Source organism: Gemmatimonadota bacterium, assembly GCA_016704275.1.
Taxonomy (GTDB): Bacteria; Gemmatimonadota; Gemmatimonadetes; order Gemmatimonadales; family GWC2-71-9; genus Palsa-1233.
In genome coordinates, this window is record JADJAK010000008.1 from 160544 (window position 1) to 180705 (window position 20162).

At 69.2% G+C, this 20162-nt stretch carries 14 protein-coding genes; 6 read left to right on the forward strand and 8 right to left on the reverse strand.

Annotated features, from left to right (window positions below; all coding sequences use genetic code 11):
• Positions 1-6: 6 nt before the first annotated feature.
• The 7 genes from IPG05_15190 to IPG05_15220 form a co-directional block, all read right to left on the reverse strand.
• Positions 7-1095, reverse strand: a complete 1089-nt coding sequence (locus IPG05_15190; GenBank protein MBK6496420.1) for an ABC transporter permease — start codon at positions 1093-1095, stop codon at positions 7-9.
• A gap of 41 nt (positions 1096-1136) precedes the next feature.
• On the reverse strand, positions 1137-1877 hold the full coding sequence (locus tag IPG05_15195) for an ABC transporter ATP-binding protein (GenBank protein ID MBK6496421.1): 741 nt from the start codon (positions 1875-1877) through the stop codon (positions 1137-1139).
• Entirely contained in the window at positions 1874-2905 is a 1032-nt protein-coding gene (locus tag IPG05_15200) for an efflux RND transporter periplasmic adaptor subunit (protein ID MBK6496422.1), read from the reverse strand. Before IPG05_15200 ends, IPG05_15195 begins: the two co-directional genes overlap by 4 nt.
• The gene (locus IPG05_15205) at positions 2902-3546 is read right to left on the reverse strand and encodes a TetR/AcrR family transcriptional regulator (protein MBK6496423.1); all 645 of its coding nucleotides are present in this window, start codon (positions 3544-3546) and stop codon (positions 2902-2904) included. Before IPG05_15205 ends, IPG05_15200 begins: the two co-directional genes overlap by 4 nt.
• 247 nt (positions 3547-3793) lie before the next feature.
• On the reverse strand, positions 3794-5002 hold the full coding sequence (locus IPG05_15210; GenBank protein ID MBK6496424.1) for a hypothetical protein: 1209 nt from the start codon (positions 5000-5002) through the stop codon (positions 3794-3796).
• Positions 5003-5058: 56 nt separating this feature from the next.
• Entirely contained in the window at positions 5059-6021 is a 963-nt protein-coding gene (locus IPG05_15215; protein ID MBK6496425.1) for a WYL domain-containing protein, read from the reverse strand.
• Positions 6018-7061: a WYL domain-containing protein gene (locus IPG05_15220; protein ID MBK6496426.1), complete on the reverse strand. Its 1044-nt coding sequence runs from the start codon at positions 7059-7061 to the stop codon at positions 6018-6020. The genes IPG05_15215 and IPG05_15220 overlap by 4 nt, the downstream gene beginning before the upstream one ends.
• A gap of 159 nt (positions 7062-7220) precedes the next feature.
• Here IPG05_15220 and IPG05_15225 point away from each other — a divergent pair, with 159 nt between their 5' ends.
• Together IPG05_15225 and IPG05_15230 are read left to right on the forward strand one after the other, a co-directional pair.
• Positions 7221-10625 carry a TM0106 family RecB-like putative nuclease gene (locus tag IPG05_15225; protein ID MBK6496427.1) on the forward strand — a complete coding sequence of 1135 codons (3405 nt, stop codon included), beginning with the start codon at positions 7221-7223 and terminating at the stop codon, positions 10623-10625.
• A 67-nt stretch (positions 10626-10692) separates the two neighbouring features.
• Complete coding sequence (locus tag IPG05_15230; GenBank protein ID MBK6496428.1) at positions 10693-12942, forward strand: hypothetical protein; 2250 nt, start codon at positions 10693-10695, stop codon at positions 12940-12942.
• A 1469-nt stretch (positions 12943-14411) separates the two neighbouring features.
• Here the strand turns inward: IPG05_15230 and IPG05_15235 are convergent.
• Complete coding sequence (locus IPG05_15235) at positions 14412-16226, reverse strand: protein kinase (GenBank protein MBK6496429.1); 1815 nt, start codon at positions 16224-16226, stop codon at positions 14412-14414.
• 301 nt (positions 16227-16527) lie between these two features.
• On the opposite strand from IPG05_15235, the gene IPG05_15240 reads away from it, so the two are divergent.
• The 4 genes from IPG05_15240 (at position 16528) to IPG05_15255 (ending at position 20138) form a co-directional block, all read left to right on the forward strand.
• On the forward strand, positions 16528-16920 hold the full coding sequence (locus IPG05_15240; protein ID MBK6496430.1) for a BlaI/MecI/CopY family transcriptional regulator: 393 nt from the start codon (positions 16528-16530) through the stop codon (positions 16918-16920).
• Positions 16921-16923: 3 nt separating this feature from the next.
• Positions 16924-18897 carry a HEAT repeat domain-containing protein gene (locus IPG05_15245; GenBank protein MBK6496431.1) on the forward strand — a complete coding sequence of 658 codons (1974 nt, stop codon included), beginning with the start codon at positions 16924-16926 and terminating at the stop codon, positions 18895-18897.
• A 93-nt stretch (positions 18898-18990) separates the two neighbouring features.
• The gene (locus tag IPG05_15250; protein MBK6496432.1) at positions 18991-19593 is read left to right on the forward strand and encodes a HEAT repeat domain-containing protein; all 603 of its coding nucleotides are present in this window, start codon (positions 18991-18993) and stop codon (positions 19591-19593) included.
• Positions 19590-20138, forward strand: coding sequence for a HEAT repeat domain-containing protein (locus tag IPG05_15255; protein ID MBK6496433.1), 549 nt, complete (start codon positions 19590-19592; stop codon positions 20136-20138). Before IPG05_15250 ends, IPG05_15255 begins: the two co-directional genes overlap by 4 nt.
• The last annotated feature ends 24 nt before the right edge of the window (positions 20139-20162 follow it).

Here is a 20162-nt window from a genome sequence, read left to right on the forward strand (position 1 = left end):
TTCTCGCTACTCCACCGTCTTATGAAACCGCCGCACGGCTAACGCGATGAACAGCACCGCGAACCCCATCAGGATCGACATCTGGGGCCACAGCGCGTCGATCCCGACTCCCTTGAGGAGGATGCCGCGGAGGACCTGCAGGAAATAAGTGAGCGGCAGGGCCGCACCGATCCACTGCGCCGGCTCCGGCATCGCCTCGCGGGGGAACATGAAGCCCGACAGCAGGAGGTTCGGCAGCAGGAAGAGGAAGCCCGCCTGCATTGCCTGGGCCTGGGTGCGCACCAGGGTCGAGAGCCAGAGGCCGATCGCCAGATTCGCCCCGATGAAGCCGACCGCTGCCAGATAGAGCAGTGGCAGCGACCCGCGCAGGGGGACATCGAACACGAGTCGCCCGAGCGTCAGAATCACCGTCATCTGCACGTACCCCACGAGCACGAACGGCAGCACCTTCCCCAGCATCAGTGACGTGCGCGTGATCGGCGTCACGACGAGCTGCTCCAGTGTGCCGCGCTCGCGCTCGCGCACCACCGACATCCCCATGATGATCACCAGCGTCATCGAGAGCAGGACGCCGATGATCCCGGGGACGATGTAGGTCGCGCTCCGGATCGTCGGGTTGTAGAGTGGACGGACGACCACCTCGAGCGGCACCCCACCACCGCCGCGTGCGGTGACAATGTCCAGCGCGCGTTGCTGCCCACCCATCGCCGCGCCACTCATCGCCGCCTGCGAGGCGAGTGGGTCCGCCGCATCGACGATCACCTGCACCTTGGCGGTGTGGTGCCGCGCCAGGTCGCGGGTGAAGTCGGGCGGGATGACGATGGCCGCGGCGACCTTCCCCGATTCGATCCACGCCGTCACCTCGTCGCGACTGGTGGCATCGGCGTAGAAGCGGAAGTTCCCCGTGTTGAGGATCGTCTGCACCAGCGCGCGCGAGTCGCTGCTCTTCGCCTCGTCGTAGACGGCGGTCGGCAGGTTGCGGACCTCGGTGCGGATCGCGAAGCCGAAGAGCATCAGCTGAATCGCCGGCACGCCGACCATCATGGCGATCGTCGGTCGGTCCCGGCTGAGCTGGATGAACTCCTTCACCAGCATCGGCCACATGGTCAGCTCGCGCACCCAGGCGATGAGTCGCGTCACGCGGCCAGCCCCTCGTCCTTGGCCTGCAACGAGATGAAGACATCCTCGACGGTCGGCTGGTTGAACTGCGCCGTGATTTCGTCCGGTGTGCCGAGTCCGATCAGGTGGCCGCGCGAGAGGAAGGCGAGGCGGTCACAGCGCGCAGCCTCATCCATGTAGTGCGTGGTGACGAGGATCGTCATCCCGCCCGAGGCGAATTCGTGGATCAGCTCCCAGAAGCGGCGACGCGCGGCCGGATCGACGCCCGCCGTCGGCTCGTCGAGGAAGACGAGATCGGGTTTGTGCGCCGTGGCACAGGCCAGGGCGAGCTTCTGCTTCCATCCCCCCGAGAGCGTCCCGGCGAGCTGCTTCCGGCGCGGCGTGAGGCCGAGCGTGGCAAAGAGCTCGTCCTCGCGGGCGCGCTTCACCTTGCCGTGCAGTCCATACAGTCCGGCGTAGAATGAGAAGTTCTCGGCCACGGTGAGATCGTCATACAGGCCGAAGCGCTGCGACATGTAGCCGATCCGGCGGCGCACCGCTTCCGGATCCTTGACGGCATCGATGCCGACCACCGTCATCTCACCCGACGTTGGCGGCATCAGGCCGCAGAGCATGCGGATGGTGGTGGTCTTGCCACTGCCGTTGGGACCCAGGAGGCCGAAGACCTCGCCGCGGGCGACGTCGAGGTCGAGCGCATCGACGGCGATCAACTCGCCGAAGCTCTTGCGCAGCGCGCGGGTGTGGATGGCGGCGGTCACTGAAACGGTCGGCGCGGCTGCAGGGTGACGGTGACCGGCATCCCGGGCTTGAAGCGGCCATCGCGCTCACCGATCTCGATCTTCACGCCGAAGAGGAGATCGGCGCGCTCGTCCTCCGTGAGCGCCGTGCGCGTGACATACTCGGCGCGTGGGTTGATCGCGACCACGCGACCGAACCCGGGGCGGTTAGGGCTGTTGGGAGGCGGCGGTTCGTCGTCCTGGCTCGCCTTTCTCGCCACCACCCCCCCCACCCCGGGTGGGTAGATCATCGCAGAGTCGCCCACCGCAAGGCTCGTCAGAACGGAGGCCGGGACGAAAATCCGCACCCAGGGCGACTGCATCGCCCCGATCCGCAGCACCGCCCCGCCCACCGGCACCAGATCGCCCGGCTCGGCGAGTCGATTCAGCACGACCCCGGCAATCGGCGCAATCAAGACAAAATCGGCATTCGTGGCCAACCGCGCCGCCAGCACCCCCTCCGCCTGCGCCACATCGGCGCGCGCCGCCGCGATGCGGTTGCTGCGCGTCCCCGCCTTCCGGAGCGACAGCATCTCACGCGCCGACGTCACCGCCGCTGCCGCCACATCGGCCGCCGTCGCCGCCGCCTCCGCCTCGCGCGGGGCGATCGCCCCTGCATCGGCCAGCGCCTTGAGCCGGTCGCGATCATGCGCCAGGCGCGTCGCATCGGCCTGCTTCGCGGCGAGTTCCGCAGCGGCCTTGGCGATCTCCTGCGGATCGGTGCCCGCCTCGAGGTCGCGCAGCGTCGCGCGCGTCGAGTTGACGCGGGCCGTCGCCACTTCGGCATCCGCACTCAGCGTCGGCGCGGAGAGGATCGCGAGCGTGTCGCCGGCCTGCACCGCGGCGCCCTCGTCGACCCGGAGCGAGACGAGGCGGCCCGCCGCGATCGGCGCGACGTCGACTTCGCGCACTTCGACGGTGCCGCGAGCGGTCAGCGCATCGTCGGCGTTGCCGCGGCAGGCGGCGAGTGCCAGGAGTACCAAAGGTATGGTGGCGGCGCGGCGCATCATGAGCGACTCACGGGGTGCGAAGGTTCAAGGCCCGCCATCGAGAAGCGGACGACATGATCGGCAAACTGACGGACCGACGCGGCATCGCGCGTCGAACCGGGCCGGTCGACGATCATCTCGAGGACCGGTCCGGCGATGAAGAACCAGTTGACCTGCGACAGCAGCGACACGGCGACGTGCTCCGCGACGAGGTCGGTGCGGAACTCGCCGCGTTCCTGTCCGGCGCGAATCAGCCCGGTGATCCCGCCGAGGAGGCGGCGAGTCTGCTCGCGGAAGAACGGCGTGGCGTGACGCGCCTCGTGGTCGGCGAGCTCGCGGGCGATCAATCGCGGGAGCAGCGGCTGCGCGAGGAAGAGTTCGGCCTGGCGCCGGATGATCGCGGCGATCCCCGACGCCGGTGTCTCGGCCTGCTGGGCGATGTCGGCGAGGCTGGCCGGAAAATTGGAGACCATTCGCTCGATGACGGCCTGGTAAAGGGCCAGTTTGTCGGCGAAGTAGTAGTAGAGGAGCGCAGGATTCACCCCGGCAGCCGCCCCGATCTCCTTGATCGAGGTGGACTCAAGTCCTTGCCTCGCAAAGAGATCGGTGGCGGCGTCGAGGATGGCCTCGCGGGAGGCTGGGGTCGGATCGGGAGCGGTCATGGCCGTACATTAATCGCTCAATTAATTATGCGCCAGTCCTTCCCCTTGCCGAGTTCGACGCGCCGTGGCCGCCGCCATACGGTCGGCCGGGGGGAAGCCGTCAACCGTCGGCTCGCGACTCGCGCTGCGCGCGAGGCGATCCTCCTCTGACGGCCCCCCCGGTCCTCCCTTGGGCGGCAGCCCCCCACCCCTCACCGGTCACTGGTCACTGGTCACTGGTTACCGGTCACTGGTTACCGGTTACTGATCACGGCCCCCACGCCACCCCATGCGGATGGAGCATCGCACCGTTCGGCGCCTTCACCGTGATGCCCGGCGTGCCCCCCTCGCGGAAGGTCGAGTCGAGCGCGATCGCTCCGGTCGCCGGATCGAAGCGCGCCATCAGGACCCACGGGCCCATCCCGGTGATGGCCAGGCGCGTGCCGGTCCGATTGGCGGAGACCCAGTGCGGTTTGGCGAAGCGTGCACCGTCGACGACCAGCCGCGCGACTTCCCGCGGTGCGGCGGGGTCGCTCAGGTCGAGCACCATCACGCCGGGGAGTGCGGCTACGGCCTGGATCCAGTAGTTCCCGACCGTCGTGGCGACGGCGCAGAGGTTGTCGTCCGTGTCGCCGCCGGGGAAGGTGAAGATGCGCGCCGCGATCGGCGTGTCGCCCTCGAGCCCGCGCACGTGATAGAGCCCGCAATAGAAGGTGTTCGCGAACATCGCCCCGTTGGCGGTCGTTGCGACCGTCGAGGGCGCGACATGGCCGCGGTCCGTGCCGTTCGGCGCGAGCGGAATCAGCGCAAGCGGGGCGAGTGGCGTGGTCGACCACAACTGCAGCGTGCTGGTGTCGTGATACTTGTAGTCCTTCCCCATCCCCATTTCGCCGAGTCCGACGACGGCGCGATCCCGTCCGGGGACTGGGTGCACGGTGTACGGCGTCATCGCGGTGTCGCCCGCCTCGCTGCTCTTCGCGACCGCCGCCTGCACCACGGCACCATCGCGATCGAGTTCACCGAGCCCGCCCGCGCCGACATACGCACCGGGGCCGCCATTGAAGGCGACCAGCAGGTTGCCGTTCGGCAGCCGAGTGAAGTCGTGGGCCCACCCGATGATCCCACCGGCGGTCTGCAGCGACGCGTGGATGGTCGGCGCGCGCGGTGTGGTGACGTCGAAGAGCCAGCTGGTGTTGGCGCGCCAGCCGTTGGCGAGCAACCGACCGTCGGCACTCGCGCGACGCTCGATGTGGTGCGGCATCCCGTCCGTCGTCCCGGTGGCGACACTCCCCACGACCTGGCCGTACGTCGCGGAGGCGGAGTCCATGTCCAGCACCAGCAGCACGTCGGCCACGGTGGAGTCCATCCCGCCGGCCCAGACGTAGGCGTGGCGATCTGGCGGCGCGGCGTTCGTCGGCGTATCGGTCGACGGAGTACACGCGGCAAGGCACACGGAGATGAGCACGGCAAGGCGCATGGGAGGATCCGATGTGAGGGAAGGAACAAATCTACTCATCGATCATCGATCATCGATCATCCATCATCGATCATCCGCTGAAGTCGATCTCGCAGCTCGTCGCGGAGTTCGGCCGGGCTCACGATCTGCGCATCCGGCCCGTACTGCAGCACGTGGCGGATGGCCCAGTCGCGATCGGCTAGTGGCATGGTGCGCACGGCACTGCCGTCCGCCTCGACGGGCCCGCCATCTCGCTCGGCGATCCACCGCGCGATGCCGGCGCTGTAGCGCACCGTGAGTTCCGGCGTCGGTTCGCCACCCTGGAAGACCTTGCCATCGACCATCAGCTGATCGGCCGAAAAGTCTGCTGGCACCACATGCTCGCGGTCGGTGAGCGTGACTGACATGATGCGGTCGCAGCGAAAGAGGCGCATGCCATCGCTGCGCTCGCACCAGCCACTCAGATACCATGCTCCGCGGCTGAAGCGCAGCGCATACGGACGCACCACGCGCGGTTGCGCCTCGTCATCGTGGTCCTTCTGGTATTGCAGCTCCACCACGCGACGGCGGCGCAACGCATCGCGGAGTCGCGGCACCGCCAGCGCCTGTGCCGGATGGGCGAGGGCACCGTCGCGGAGGCCATCGTACGCGGCGTCCTGCGGCAGCTTGGTGATCAACTCGGCGAGCCGTGCCCGCAGCAGGGCCATCGGATGGGCGGCGGTCTCCTCGCCATCGTGTTCCCGTTCGAGCAGCGCGAGGCCGAGTTCGAGCGCGCAGAGCTCGGCGACGGTGAGGCGCATCGGCCGACGGAAGTGGTCGGTCCGCACCGACACCTCCTCGCCATCGATCAGCACCGCCACCCCCTCGACATAGCCACCGGGATCGTCGAAGCGATTGGACAACGCCTGCAAGTCGGCAGACAACTGCGCCACCGGAACCTCGCACTCCGCGGCGAGGTCCTCGAGGCGATGGGTGTCACGCTCGGCGAAGCGTGGCAGCACCGTCATCAAGCGGCGGAAGGTCGCGGCGGCGGTGGTCATTCGACCTCCAGCGCGGCCAGCGTCCGCTCGACCAGCTCGCGGTAGCCGCGCACCATCTCCGGCGGACTGACCGGTACGGCGTCGCCCCCGAGCCCGAGAAGCCAACGGAGGAACGACTCGCGACGGCGCACCCGGTAGCGGGTGACGTCGGGGGCACCGCGTACCGTGGTGCCAAGCGCCCGCGCCGCGCGGACCGCACCGTTCTTCCGCCCGAAGCGCACTTCGACGAGCACCAGCGATTCGTCACCGAGCGCCCACGCGGGGACTGGTACCGCACGTTCCGCCAACCGGAAGTCCAGTGGAATCTCGAAGTCCTGACTGCCCGGATTCCGTCGGTTGACGATCACGCGCCGCATTCGCGAGACACGGAAACGCCGCACCGAGCCGCGCGACGGATCGAGCGCGTGCAGATACCAATGGCCACTGGTGAAGGAGAGGCCATACGGCAGGACGATCCGTTGCTCGGTCTCGTCGCGTTCGATGCCATAGTAGGTGAAGGTCACCTGCTTCCGCGCCAACAGCGCGTCGCCCAGACTCCGGAGGATGGCGGGGTCGGCGGCAGCGAGTGGCGCGCTCAGGGCAATCCCCGGTGTGGTCGCGAGGTCGGGCGGGCGAACATCGAGCGCGAGCTTGCGGAGCGCGTGCGCCGCGTCGTCCGCCAGGGTCGGGTCACCGCACTCGGCGACGCGTGCGGCCGCGTCGGCCAGCAGCGCGAACTCGTCGTCGGTGAAGTTGAAGGAGGCGAGGGCACGATAGCCGTAGCGATCGACCCGTCGCGGGGTTTTGAGGCCGCGTGGAGTGACCACGCCGAGATAGGGGAGGTAGAAGCGGTCGGCGCGAATCAGATAGCGGCTCTCGGCGTCGCCCGGGGTCCCGGCCGTGTCGATGGGAATGCCGAGGGCGCGGAGCTCGTCCTTGTCCCGCTCGAAGGCGCGCCGCACCGCCTCCGGAGCGCCGGTGCCATAGCCGGGAACCAGGACGCGCAGTTCGTCGAGCGTCGCGCCGTACTTGCGGGCGAGCAGCGCGGCGACGAGGTCCATCCAGCGGCGGAGTTTGGTGTGCTGGCTCAGGGCGGGCTCCGAAGGGGAGACCCCGAAAGGTAGACGGGAGGTGTGACTGTCACCCCGCCACCCGCCCGCCTGTCACGGGTCGGAGGTATCATAGGAGGTCTCCACCGCACCCCTCCCGACGGATCTCTCATGCGGCGCCTCCCCGACGGTTCGTATCGCTTCTCGCCCAAGGATCTGATCGCCTACCTCGAGGGCGACTTCGCGGCGTGGTGCGAGCGCAATGCCGCGGAACGCGCGCGAGGAAGCGGTCGGGAGCGTCTGGGCGCGAGGGCACTCGCCCCCGACAGCGCCGACGCGGAACTCGAGCTCGTGAAGCAGCGCGGGTTGGCCCACGAGGACGCCCACCTGGCTCGGCTCCGCGCCAAGGAGCCGACCCTGGTGGAAGTGCCGCGCGCAGACGAGGCCCACGCGCTGACGATCGCGGCGATGCAGGCAGGCGCCCCGGTGATCTTTCAGGGCGAGCTCCGCGCCGAGCCATGGATGGGGATCGCCGATTTCCTCCATCGCGTCCCGGGCGCCTCAACCCTCGGCGATCACCACTACGAACCGTGGGACACCAAGCTCGCCCGCTCCGCCAAGCCGTACTTCCTGCTGCAGCTTGCTGCCTACGCCGAGATGCTCGAGGCGATGCAGGGGCGCGCGCCCGATCGCTTCGGCTTCATCCTGGGCGATGGCAGCGAGGCCACCTTCCGCACCGCCGACGTCATCCACTACTACCGGCGCCTGAAGCAGTCGTTCGAGCGCTTCCAGGCATCGTGGGACACCGACACGCTGCCCGATCCGGCCCTCGACCGTACCCACGGCCGGTGGAGCGAGGCGGCACTCCAGATGCTCACCGACGTCGATGATCTCTCGCTGATCGCCGGCATCAGTCGCAGCCAGATCATCCGACTGCGCGCGGCCTCGGTGGACACCGTCGAAGAGCTGGCGACCCTCGCACCCGATGCGACCATCCCGCGGATCTCGCCGGCGTCCCTCGCGGCAATCCGCGAGCAGGCAAGGCTGCAGGTCGCCACGCGCAACACCGGCACCATCGCCTGGTCACTGCGCCCGCTCGATACCGAACAGCCTCGCCGCGGCCTCGCCCTGCTGCCGCCACCGTCTCGGCTCGACATCTTCCTCGATCTCGAGGGCTTTCCCTACGCGGAACGCGGGCTCGAGTATCTCATCGGCGCCACGACGATCGCGACGGACGGCAAGCTCGCCTTCGACGATTGGTGGGCGCACGACGAACCGGAGGAACGCGTCGCCTTCGAGGGCTTCATCGATTGGGCGTGGGAGCGGTTGAAGGAGGACCCATCGATGCACATCTATCACTACGCCGCCTACGAGCGGACCGCCTTCTCGCGATTGAGCACCAAGTACGCGACGCGCGAGTACGAGCTCGACCAACTGCTTCGTCACGACGTCTTCGTCGATCTCTACACCGTCGTGCGGCAGGGGATGGTGATCGGGACGCCGAGCTATTCGCTGAAGGAGATCGAGCATCTCTACATGCCGCCGCGGACCGAGGCGATCACCAGCGCCGGCGGCTCCGTCGTGGAGTACCAGCGATGGATCGAGAGTGGCGAGAGCCGGCAGTGGCCGGAGTCGCCGATCCTCTCGGCCATCCGCGACTACAATCGCGTCGACTGCGAATCGATGGTCCCGCTCCGCGATTGGCTGCTGGCGCGGCAGCAGGAGGCCGAGCTGTCGTGGCTTCCCCGCCCCGACGCCCCGACCGACCCCATCAGCAATCGCGTGCCGAAGGAGGTCGAGCTCTACGCGGCCGCCCTGGCCGAGCGCGCGGCGGCGCTCCCTCCGGATTCGGAGGAGCGGCGTGTGACCGAGCTGCTCGGCTGGCTGCTGGAGTATCACCGCCGCGACGCCAAGCCGCTGTGGTGGCGCTTCTTCGAACGGCAGACGCTCTCGGAGCTGGAGCTCCACGCCGATGCGGACTGCCTCGCCGGTGTCACGCGGACCGCGCGCGAGCCCTGGCCCGAGAAGAAGTCGACGGTCTACGAGTATGCCTTCGATCCGGAACAGGACACCCGACTGCACGCGGGCTCCGCCGTGTATGTCCTCGGCGATGGCATCACCAGCACCAAGATCGACACGATGGACCTGACCAACGGGCGCTTGACACTGAAGGTCGGCAATGCGCGGTCGCTCCCCGAGCATTGCCAGCTGATTCCCGACGAGTACGTGAACCCGACGCCCATCCCTGAATCGGTCGAGCGCTACGTGCGCAGCTGGGACGAGGGCACGCCGGCGTCAGCGGCAGTCGATGACCTGATTCACCGCCGAGCCCCACGACTGCGTGGCCACGGCGGTGGGCGCGTGATCGCGGCAGGGAGCGGCAGCGATGGTGCGATCGCCGCCGTGCGCGCCATGGATGGCACCACGCTCGCCATCCAGGGGCCGCCGGGCACCGGCAAGACGACGACCGGGGCACGGCTCATCGCGGCGCTGCTCGACGACGGCAAGCGCGTCGGCGTGATGGCGACCGGCCACGCCGTGATCCTCAATGTGCTGGAGAAGTTGCTGCAGCAGCGCCCCGATCTCGCCGGACGCGTCCTCAAGGTGGGGAAGGAGAGCGATCACCCGCTGGCGGTGAGTGGCGCGATGCGCCTGCTCGAGTCGGCGAAGGCTCCCGATGCCGTGGCCGCGGGCTCCTGCGTCGTCGGTGGCACCGCGTGGCTCTTCAGCCGGCCGGAGATGATCGGCGCACTCGACTACCTCTTCATCGACGAAGCCGGGCAAGTGCCGCTCGCCAACGCCGTCGCGGCGGGGATGTCGGCGCGCAACCTGATCCTCATGGGCGACCAGATGCAGCTCGCCCAACCGACGCAGGGGGAGCATCCCGGCGAGAGCGGCAAGTCCTGCCTCGCCTATCTCCTCGAGGATCGCGCCGTCATTCCTGACGAGCTCGGCATCTTCCTCGGCACCTCGTTCCGGATGCACCCCGACGTCTGCCGCCTGATCTCCGAGTCGTTCTACGAGGGGCGGCTCGGCAGCGATCCCCTCACGGCCGGCAATCACGTCGCGCTTCCTGCCACCGCGCCGATCACAACCGGCCACGGAGTCGCCTTCCTCCCGGTCGAGCACGCGGGCAACACGCAGGGGAGCGACGAAGAGGTCGCGGCGATCGTCGGCCTGGTCGCCTCGCTGCTGCAAGGAACTGTCACGGTGCACGGCAACGCCCCGCGCCCGATGACGCTCGACGACATCCTGATCGTCGCGCCATTCAACCTGCAGGTCCGCGCACTCCGTGCCCGCCTCGGCGACACGGCGCGCATCGGATCGGTCGACAAGTTCCAGGGGCAGGAGGCACCGGTGGTGATCGTGTCGATGTGCGCGAGCACGCTCGATGACGCGCCGCGCGGGCCACAGTTCCTGCTCTCACCCAATCGCCTCAACGTGGCGATCTCGCGTGCGCAGGCGCTCGCCATCGTCGTCGGCTCTTCAACGCTCGGCGACGTGCGGGTGCGGTCGGTGGAGGAGATGCAGCTGGTGAGCCGGTGGTGTCGGATCGAACAGCTTGCCGAGGGGTAGGAGGCGGTCGATACTTGGCGAGGGCATCCCGTGCCATTTCCCAACCCCGCCCCTGCCGAGGTCGCCGATGACGCGATCGCCACTGCTCTGTGGTTTGCTCCTCCTCGTCGCGTGCGGCGGAGGAAGTGCACCGACCACGCCGCCACCACCACCACCGCCTCCGCCACCACCACCACCGCCGCCGCCACCACCGCCGCCACCACCGCCCGGCGGACCGCTCGTCTTGTCGGCGACCCTGCTGACGACACCGACGATTGGGGCGACCCTCGCGTTCACGGTGACCCGTGACGGGCAATCCGTCACCCCGACCCTCACGGTCCGCACCGAGCGGCGTTGGCTCACGGAGCGCGCGGTGCTCAACGCCGGTTCCCTGGCGGCACGGCAGTTGGTGGCGGCGGGCCCGGGCGAGGTCGTGGTCAATGTGGCGGCGGACGGGCTCACCGATTCGGTGATCGTGCGTGTCGTCCCCCCGCGACCGCTGATCACCGCCCTCGCCGGCCCTGCTGGGCGCACCCACCTCGGCACCGGCGACACGCTCGCCATCCGGGGCTACGGGATGCAGACCGTCGTGCCCGACCAGCTCTTTCCCGGCACACTCGGCGTGAGCAAGGCCACGACCAGCGACAGTGCCACGCTCCGCCTCGTCACCTCAGCGGCCGCGAGCGGCGGGCCGTGCACCGGCCGGACCGTGGCGTATCGGTTCACGCCCACCAACGTGGACCTCGAGATCCCGGTGACGACACCATACACGCGGGCACGCACCGGGGAGCTCGCGCTCGCCACAGGTGAGGCCGTTGCGCTGACCAGCACGGCGGCGGGTTGCCTCCGCGTCGCACCGCAGGCCGCCAATGCGCGCTACCTCCTCGCCTGGGTCGACGACCGTCGCATGGTCCAGGCGGAGACGCAGTTCGAGTTCCCCCCACCCGGGGATGTCACCCTGCAGCTGCAGGATCAGAGCGGTCCACCAGCCACGGTGTCCGGTGCCGGGCTCGTGGCCGCGGCACCGGCGCCCAATCCGTTCGCGCCGATGGCCACGTCGAGCCGCGCCACCTCGCTGCTGGCCAGCGGCGCGCAGGCGGGCAGCGTGTTCATGGATGTTCCCTTCGCGGCCTGCGGTTCGACACCCACTGCGGCCGCGTGGGCCATCTACTGCCGCACGACGCCGTGGGTTGTGGGGGCCACCTTCAACTTCCAGCCGACCGCCGTCGCGCGACCGGCGACGACTGCACGCATCATCGCGACGCGCCCGAAGGTCGTCGCGGCGATCATCCAGGCGGACGATGCCCTCCTCGCCCCGGCGGCACTCACCCGTATCGAGGCGACGCTCGACTTCCTCAACACCCAATACCTCGCCTCGCTTCGTCAGTCGCTCGGCACCACCCGCGACGTCGTCACCTCACCCGGTTCGGGGCAGCTGGTCGTGATGTTCGAGGCCGGCGGGACGGCCAACACGATTCGCACCACCACCGACGGCAGCGTGCCGCAAGGCGCCTTCAGCTTCGTGAGCATGCTGCTCAACGCGACCAATTGCTACGCCATCCCGGCCAACTGCAACGACGGCGGCGTGGACCCGATCATCGTCCACGAGACGACGCACACCTACCAGTTCCTCTCGAACCGCGAGCTGCGCAACGGGCTGTCACCATTCGGGCAGTCATGGTCGCTGGAAGGCGGCGCATCGCTGCACGAGCTGCTGACCGCGCTGGAGCGGCACAACATCGCGTGGAATGCCAACACGCAATTCGAGGCATTCGCCGGGAACGACCCGCGCCGGCAGACCGCCATCTTCACCAATGGCAATGTCGGGCCCTTCACGCTGGGCTATCGAGGGTCGGCAGCGTTCTTCCGCTATCTGGCGCAGCGCTTGGTGACGGAACGCGGGATGACCTGGCCCGATGCGCTTCGCGAGGTGCAGATCGGGGCGATCGAAGGCTGGTATGGCATCGGTTTCGGGGGCGCGTCGTACGGTCAGGGATTGGTGCCGCGGATGCGCACGCGCTTCGGACCGTCGTGGCATCCGGCCGATGCCCTGCTCGAATGGACGATGGCGCAGGCTGCCGATGACCTTACCAGCAATCCACGCTTTCAGGATCTGACCAGCCGGACCGCAGCCCGCGAGTTCAACGGGCTCTACGTGCACAACGGGGTCACGCCGTCCGGCGGAGTGTCCGCAGGGAGCGGCGCGACCACGTCAAAGACGTCGCCCTCGGGCAACAGCGGCGTCTTCCAGATTGATGATGCGGCGGCTGGTGGGAGCTATGTCGCGACGTCGACGGTGGGTGGGTCGGTGCGATGGATGGTGCTGCGAGTGCGGTGAGGGGCGAGAAGCGAGAAGCGAGAAGCGAGGCGAAACTGGGGGGATCGAGGTTGTAAGCGAGCGAGCGACGGGTAGACGCTCTTCTCCCTCATCCTATCCCCTGCCGCCGCAACTCCTCGAGCCGCTTCTTCACGCTCGCCACCGTCGGCTGCAACTCGGCGTCGGCATCCTTCCACTGGGTGACGAAGGCGTCGTAGTGCTTGATCGCCGAGGTGCGCTCGCCCTTGGCGTCGTAGAGCTCGCCGAGGCGCTTCTGCGTGGCGGCCAGGGCAACCGGGTCGTTGAGCCCACCCCAGCGGGCGGCGGGCTCGACGCCCAAGTAGCGTTCGTAGTAGACCATCGCCGAGTCGCGCTGCTGCGCCTTGTCGAAGCTGCGCGCAATGCCGAAATAGGCACGGGGCGTCAACCCGGACGCTCCACCATCACTGGCCGTCATCGACGCACGGAACTGCGCGATCGCCTCCGCCGTCTTTCCCTCAGCTAGCAGGAATTCCGCGTCGATCCAGGCGGCGCCCGCCTTGAGCGACCGTGACGCGGCGGCGTTGGGAATGTCGACCAGCATCCTGGCCATCAGCGCTCGGCCGCGCGCCGGGGCACCCGCCATGGCGTAGAGCCACCCGGTGAGGAACCAGGGGCGATCCACCGCCGGAATCCCTGCCCACTGCGGGCCTGCCACGATCTTGTCGAGTTGCGCCACCGCCTGCGGCAGCCGCTGGCCGATTTGGATGTCCGACGCCGCGACGGAGAATCCCGTCAGCTCGATCGACGTCCCGCGCGTCCCGACGAGGGAGTCGATGCGGTCGGCGGCGGTGCGGAACTTGGCGAACTTGCCGAGCGTCATCGACAGGTCGGCGCGAATTCCCTCCGCCAGAATCTGCTCCGGAACCGACGGCGACTTGGTGACCGCATCAATGACCCGCGTGGCGGAGTCGATGTCGCCGCGCAGGTAAGCGGCGAAGGCAACTGCGGCCGCAAAGCTCCCCTCCAACTCAGCCTGCGGGGCGGCCTTGCGCACTGAGTCGAGGAATCGCTGCGCGTCGTCGTAGCGGCCGACGTCCAGCAGCGAGTTACCCACCTTGGCGGCGTTGCGGACATTGGGAACCTGACGGAACTGCCACTCGGCATACTTGAGCGCGCTGTCGTATTGCTCACGACTCGCGTAGAGCAGCGATAGCTGATTGAGCGAGGCGGTCTGGGTGGAATCGATCGCGACAGCGGCCGAGTAGGCCGCGAGCGCCTTGCCCCGATCACCCAGCGTACTGTGCGCCTGGTTGAAGGCGCCGAGTACCAGGTTCTTCTCGAGCGGCGGGAGGCGGTCAGCGAAACGCGCCGCGCGCTCCAGCGCCGAGTCGCGGGCGATCTGCGGAGCACCGGAGTTGTTGAGCGCGGCGTTGAGCTTGCGATAGGCCAGCGCGAAGGTCGAGTCGAGCGCGATCGCTTCACGCAACAGCACGACCGCGCGATCGTAGTCACCCTCGACATCGTTGGCGCGCGTCGCCTCGGTGTACTTGCGGAGCGCCTCGAGGTTGGCGGTCGTGGCGCGCTCGAGCGGGACGGCGTTCTGCACTTCCTTGAGCGACTCGCCCAGCTTGCCGCGCAACTTCTTGGTGAGATCGTCGACGACATTCAGGAGATCCTTCACACCGTCGGCCGTTCCCTGATAGGAGGCGAGCACAGTTCCCTGCGCCGTCGAGATCAACTCCAGCGAGACGAGGTAGCCTGGGCCCGCCGCGGCGAGGCGTCCACCGAGGATCGCCTTGGCGCCCGCTGCGGGTCGCGACTTCCTTCGCGGTCGCCTTGTCGAGCGGCGTGCTGTCGGAGCGCTGCATCCGCACGAGCACCGCTGCGACATCCGACGGGCTCAGCACCTGCACCGCGCGCGACTGCGACATCGCGGCGCGCACCGCCGCCTGCACGATCGGCGCGAGCGTCGAGTCGCCACCGGTCGTGGTGAAGTCGGCCAGCAACACCTTGTCCTGCGCGGCGAGCGTCCCGCTCGCGAAGAGCGACGCCGCGGGGCCGATGCCCATCTGCCGGGTGACCATGTAGCCGATCACCAGCAGCACGAAGCTGCCCATGGTGATCATGCCGTAGCGCAAGTTGCGACGCCACGACAGGTGCGGGTTCGCCTTGAGCGCGATCGTCGCCAGCGTCCCCGACGGGGCGCGGCCCACCATCGTCCCGCCGGGCGTGAGCGTCGGCGTGGCGCGCGCACTGCGCCGCGCGACCGACTTGGCATAGCCCGTCAGCAACAGTACCGGCAGTCCGAGGAGCATCAAGCCGACGGCGCCGGGGAAGGTCCAGTCCGGCAGACCGATCGCGACCACCGCCGCCTTCGCGACGATCGCCACCGCGACCGTCGCCACCACATAGAGGCTGAAGGCCTTGCCGAACGAGCCGGGCCCCGACATCGACAACGTCGGCACCGAAGACGACGACGCGGTCGTGACCTCATCGAGCGTGCGCAGCACTTCGGTGGCGTTGGCAATCCGATCCGCCGGGTCCTTCTCGAGCAGATGCCGCACCAGGCTCGCGAGTGCGGGGGGGCAGTCGCTCCGCTTCTGCGTGACCGACGGCGGCGTCTCGCTCAGGTGCGCCGCGAGCATCCGCTGCGGCGTGCGGTCGGCAAACGGACTCGCCCCGGTGAGCAGCTCGTACGCCATGCAGCCCAATGCATAGAGATCGACGCGATGGTCGATGGTCGGATCGCCGGCGACCTGTTCCGGCGCCATGTACGCCGGCGTGCCGATGCTCGTCCCCACGGAGGTGAGCGTCCCGCCGGCCACTTCCGCACGCGAGGCACTGAGTGCCTTCGCGATCCCGAAGTCGGTCACCACCGCGGTACCGCCCGAGAGCAGCACGTTGTCGGGCTTGATGTCGCGATGGACGATGCCGCGCGTGTGCGCGTACGCCAGCGCCTTGGTCACGTCGCGCAGGATCGCGATCACGTCGGCGATCGGAATCCCGCCACCACGGATCCGGTTGCGGAGCGACTCGCCCTCGACGAACGGCATCGTGAAGTACGGCAATCCCGCGACGTCGCCAGCCGCCAGCACCGGGACGATGTTCGCCTGCTGCAACGACGCCGCCAGCAGGATCTCGCGCTCGAACCGCTCGGCGTTGATCCCCTGCGCCAGCTCGGGCGAGAGCACCTTGATCGCCACCGACCGGGCCAGGCGCACTTCCGTGGCCAGGAAGACCCGCGACATCCCGCCGCCGCCGAGTTCCCGCTCAATGCGGAACGCGTCACCGAGATGGGCCTGGAGCTGGTCGCGAAGGTCCACGGGGGTCCTGGAAGCTGGGATGACGGCGGGTTGGACGTGGGGAGACTGCATAAGTGTAGGGCTGGCGCGGGTTTGACGCCGTTGGGGTTGCCCGGGCCCCCCCGGGGGGGGCCCGCGGGGGGGGGGGGGGGGGGGGGGGCCCCCGGGGGCGGGCGCGCGGGGCCGGGCGGCCGCGCCCGGCTGCTCCGCAGGGCAGGGGGGGCTCCGCCACCGTGTCCCCTCCCCATTGACAGATCGAGGACCTATGGTGAAATATCAGCAGTGCTGAATTATCAGCAGGAACCCGCACCTCGGAGCCCCGATGCCGAAGCCATCCCTCACTGACGACCTCTCCCGGCGCGAGCGCCAGGTCATGGACGCCCTCCACCGGCGTGGCGAGGCCACCGTGGCGGAGATCCTCCGCGACATCCCCGATCCGCCATCCTACTCGGCGGTCCGGTCGATCCTCCGGATCCTCGCCGAGAAGCACTTGGTGACGTTCCAGGAAGACGGGCCGCGCTACGTCTACCGCCCCGCCACCCCGACGACGCAGGCGCGCGCCGACGTCCTGAAGCAGGTGGTGCACACCTACTTCGCCGGGTCGACCGAGCAGGCGTTCACGGCGCTGCTGCAGATGGCCGATGCGACGCTCTCCCCCGAGGAGCTCGCCCGCATTCGCGAGCGGATCCGCGACGCCGAAGCGAAGGGGCGCTAGCCGATGACCCTCACTTCATTGCTCGGCATCGGGACCCCCTCCGGTCCGACGCTCCTCCTCGTGCTGAAGGCCACCACGATCCTGCTGGTGACCGTCATGCTGGCCGGCGCACTGCACAAGGCTGCCGCCGGTGTCCGTCACCTGGTCTGGCTGGTGGCGATCGCCGCCGTGCTGCTCCTTCCGGCGCTCTCACGCTGGATGCCGCTCGACTTGCCGGTGCTCCCCGCTGCGGCCAGCGTTGCCACGGTAACGCCGCCGACCACCGGCGAGGCGATCATCAACACCGCCGCGCCGTCGCAGACGCAGTCGACGCCCACCGTGACGACCTCCGCTGCCACGGCAGGTATCACCATGCCGTCGCTCGGCACCATGCTGATCGGCCTCTGGGCCGTGGTGGCAGTGCTGTTGATCGCGCGGCTGATTCACGGCACCCTCGCCGTGCAGCGCATCGTCCGCAACGCGCAACCACTCGCCGATGACGACTGGAACGATCGCCTCTACGACGTGGCCGATCGCCTCGGCATCGCCCGCGCACCGCGCGTCGTGAAGAGCGAGTCGATTCACGTGCCCTTCGCCACCGGCCTGCTCAACGCCACCATCGTCCTCCCCGCCGAGTGCGACACGTGGACCCCAGGCCAGCGCGATGCCGTGCTGATTCACGAGCTGGGGCATGTGCGCCGTCGCGATCTGCTCGGCCACACCCTCGGCCGCGTGGCATGCGCCGTCTACTGGTTCCATCCATTGGTGTGGACGGCCGCGCGCCGGCTGCGTGATGCCAGCGAGCGCGCCTGCGATGATCTCGCGATCCGCCTGGGCTCGCGCCCGAGCGAGTACGCCGAGCATCTGCTGCAGATCGTGACCGCCGTGGGACGTTCGCCGGTGCCGAGCGTGGCGCTCGCGATGGCGCAGCGGAAGGAGTTCGAAGGGCGGATGCTGGCGATCCTCGATCCGGCACTCCGCCGCGAAGCACCACCGCGCTGGCAGGTCGCATCGATCACCGGCGCGCTGATGGCGATGTCCCTGCTCGTGGCGGCTGCCGCACCGGCGCCTGCCCCGGCGCAGGCCAAGCCGCTTGAGCTCGCGAACACGGCGACGAAGACCGTTCTTGCCGATCCGCCGCAGGATCCGCTGCCGGTCGCGAAGCCGGCGCCGAAGGCGTCGCCCGAACCGGCCACCGCGCCCGACGGAAAGTCGACGGTGGTGAACGTCAATCCGAACGTGCGGATCAATGTGCGCACGCAGGGCGAGTTGCCGGCGGAAATCCGCGACGCGAATCCCGAACTGCTCGCGAAGATCCTCCGCACGGACAGCAGCGCCGAAGTGCGTCGCGTGGCGGCGTGGGGGCTGCACGATCACGCCGATGTCCCGGTCGCCTTCGGCGCGCTGAGCCAGGCCGCCGAGCGCGATGCCGACGCCGATGTTCGGACGATGGCGGTATGGGCACTCGAGTCATCGCGCGACAGCAAGGTGACCGAGTTGCTGGGCCGCGTGCTTGCGCGCGACAGCGACGCCGATGCACGCGAGATGGCCGCGTGGGCGCTCGGCCAGTTTGCCGATCCGTCGGCGGCCGCGCCGCTGGCCGCGGCCCTCGCCAAGGAATCGTCTGACCACACGCTCGGCACCATTGCCTGGGCCATCGGCAACGTCCCGATGGACCGTGCACCGGCGAAGCTCACCGCACTCCTCACCAATGATTCGAAGCAGACGCGGCTCATGGCGGCCTGGGCGCTCTCGAACATCGCCGACAAGACCACGCTCCCTGCGATTCGTGCGGCCCTCAAGCAGCCGCAGGATGGGAGCACCACGCGTGCGCTGCTGCGTGCCGCGATGGCGATGGACCCCACGCCCGATGGCCTGAGCGACCTGCTGACCTCGGCCGACCCCGGCGTCCGTGCCGCGGCCGTCGCGGCGATGTCCGGCAAGCGGAGCATTGACCCCTGGCCGTGGCCCTGGCCGCGGCCGCGCCCGAACCCTTGATCCACGGCGGCGGCGCGCGAGCTCCGGCTCGCGCGTCCGCCGCCTTTTCTTTGCCCTGAAGTGCTGATTTTTCACCATACCACGGAGTCTCCTGTGCTGCGCATCCTCTGCTCCACCGCCGCCGGTGTCCTGGCGTTCGGCACCATGCACGAACCGGTCGTCGCCACCGCGGCCGGCGACATCACCACGCTGATGGCCGAGACGCGCGGTGCGCCACCGACCCTCTGCCTGCTCGCCGCGGGCGCCATCGGCAATGGCGGCTGGTGGGGCGGCATGCACGCGCCAGTGTCGCCGCTGGTCGAGGGCGACAGCTACTCGATTCGCACCGGCCGCAACACGCCGCTCTCCGTCGGCGATCGCACGCTGCTGCTCAACTCCGTCGTGCTGCCCGACAACTGCACCCGCGAAATCGCGGTGCGGCTCCTCGGCCGCGATGGCAGCGATGCCACCGTCGCCGGGCTCACGCAGCACGCCGCCTCGCGCGATTCGTCGCTGCGCAGCGTCGCCGCCTACGGCCTCGGCCTGATCGAGAAGGCCACCACGGTGCCGACGCTGATCACCCTGACCAACGATGCGGCCGTGGGTCCACGCGCCAACGCGCTGTGGGCGCTGGGCCGAATCGGTGATGGCCGACTGCCGACGGCGCGCTCGGCGAGGCAGTCGCCAACGACAAGGATGCCGATGTCCGTGAGATGAGCGCCTGGGCTATCGGCAACCTCTCGATCCGTCAGGGCAACGCGGCGTTGCTGGCGGCCGCCAAGTCCGACGCCGACGAACGAGTCCGCGAGACCGCCGTGTGGGCGATCGCCGAGCGGGGCGACGCGAGTGCCGCGGGCACCGTCGGTGACGTGCTCGCGAACGAGAAGAACCCCGCCGTGCGTGCCACCGCTGCGTGGGCACTCGGCGAACTCGAGCCGAAGACGGCACCGCGCGGGCTGATCAGCGCGCTGACCGACGACGACGAACGCGTGCGGATGACCGCCGCGTGGGCGCTCTCCGAGATCGGCGACGCTGCCGCACTCCCCGCGCTCCGCACCGCACTGTCGCGGCCCGCGACGGATCGGACGCGCAAGGCGCAGATCCGCGCGCTGCTCGAGACCGGTGAGGATCCGGATCGGCTCGTGGAGCAACTCAAGTCGCCCGACGCGAGTGTGCGCGCCGCCGTGGCGCAGGCACTCGCGGGCAAGGGTCACATCAATCCGTGGCCGTGGCCGCAGCCGCGCCCGCGTCCGTTTCCCTGAGCCGACAACCTTCCGACCACGTGG

Coding starts and splice junctions, on each gene's coding strand:
- IPG05_15200 (MBK6496422.1), bottom strand. CDS start 2,905: ATGATGCGCCGCGCCGCCACCATACCTTTGGTACTCCTGGCACTCGCC.
- IPG05_15245 (MBK6496431.1), top strand. CDS start 16,924: ATGACCCTCACTTCATTGCTCGGCATCGGGACCCCCTCCGGTCCGACG.
- IPG05_15205 (MBK6496423.1), bottom strand. CDS start 3,546: ATGACCGCTCCCGATCCGACCCCAGCCTCCCGCGAGGCCATCCTCGAC.
- IPG05_15190 (MBK6496420.1), bottom strand. CDS start 1,095: ATGCTGGTGAAGGAGTTCATCCAGCTCAGCCGGGACCGACCGACGATC.
- IPG05_15215 (MBK6496425.1), bottom strand. CDS start 6,021: ATGACCACCGCCGCCGCGACCTTCCGCCGCTTGATGACGGTGCTGCCA.
- IPG05_15255 (MBK6496433.1), top strand. CDS start 19,590: ATGAGCGCCTGGGCTATCGGCAACCTCTCGATCCGTCAGGGCAACGCG.
- IPG05_15210 (MBK6496424.1), bottom strand. CDS start 5,002: ATGCGCCTTGCCGTGCTCATCTCCGTGTGCCTTGCCGCGTGTACTCCG.
- IPG05_15230 (MBK6496428.1), top strand. CDS start 10,693: ATGACGCGATCGCCACTGCTCTGTGGTTTGCTCCTCCTCGTCGCGTGC.
- IPG05_15220 (MBK6496426.1), bottom strand. CDS start 7,061: ATGGACCTCGTCGCCGCGCTGCTCGCCCGCAAGTACGGCGCGACGCTC.
- IPG05_15240 (MBK6496430.1), top strand. CDS start 16,528: ATGCCGAAGCCATCCCTCACTGACGACCTCTCCCGGCGCGAGCGCCAG.
- IPG05_15225 (MBK6496427.1), top strand. CDS start 7,221: ATGCGGCGCCTCCCCGACGGTTCGTATCGCTTCTCGCCCAAGGATCTG.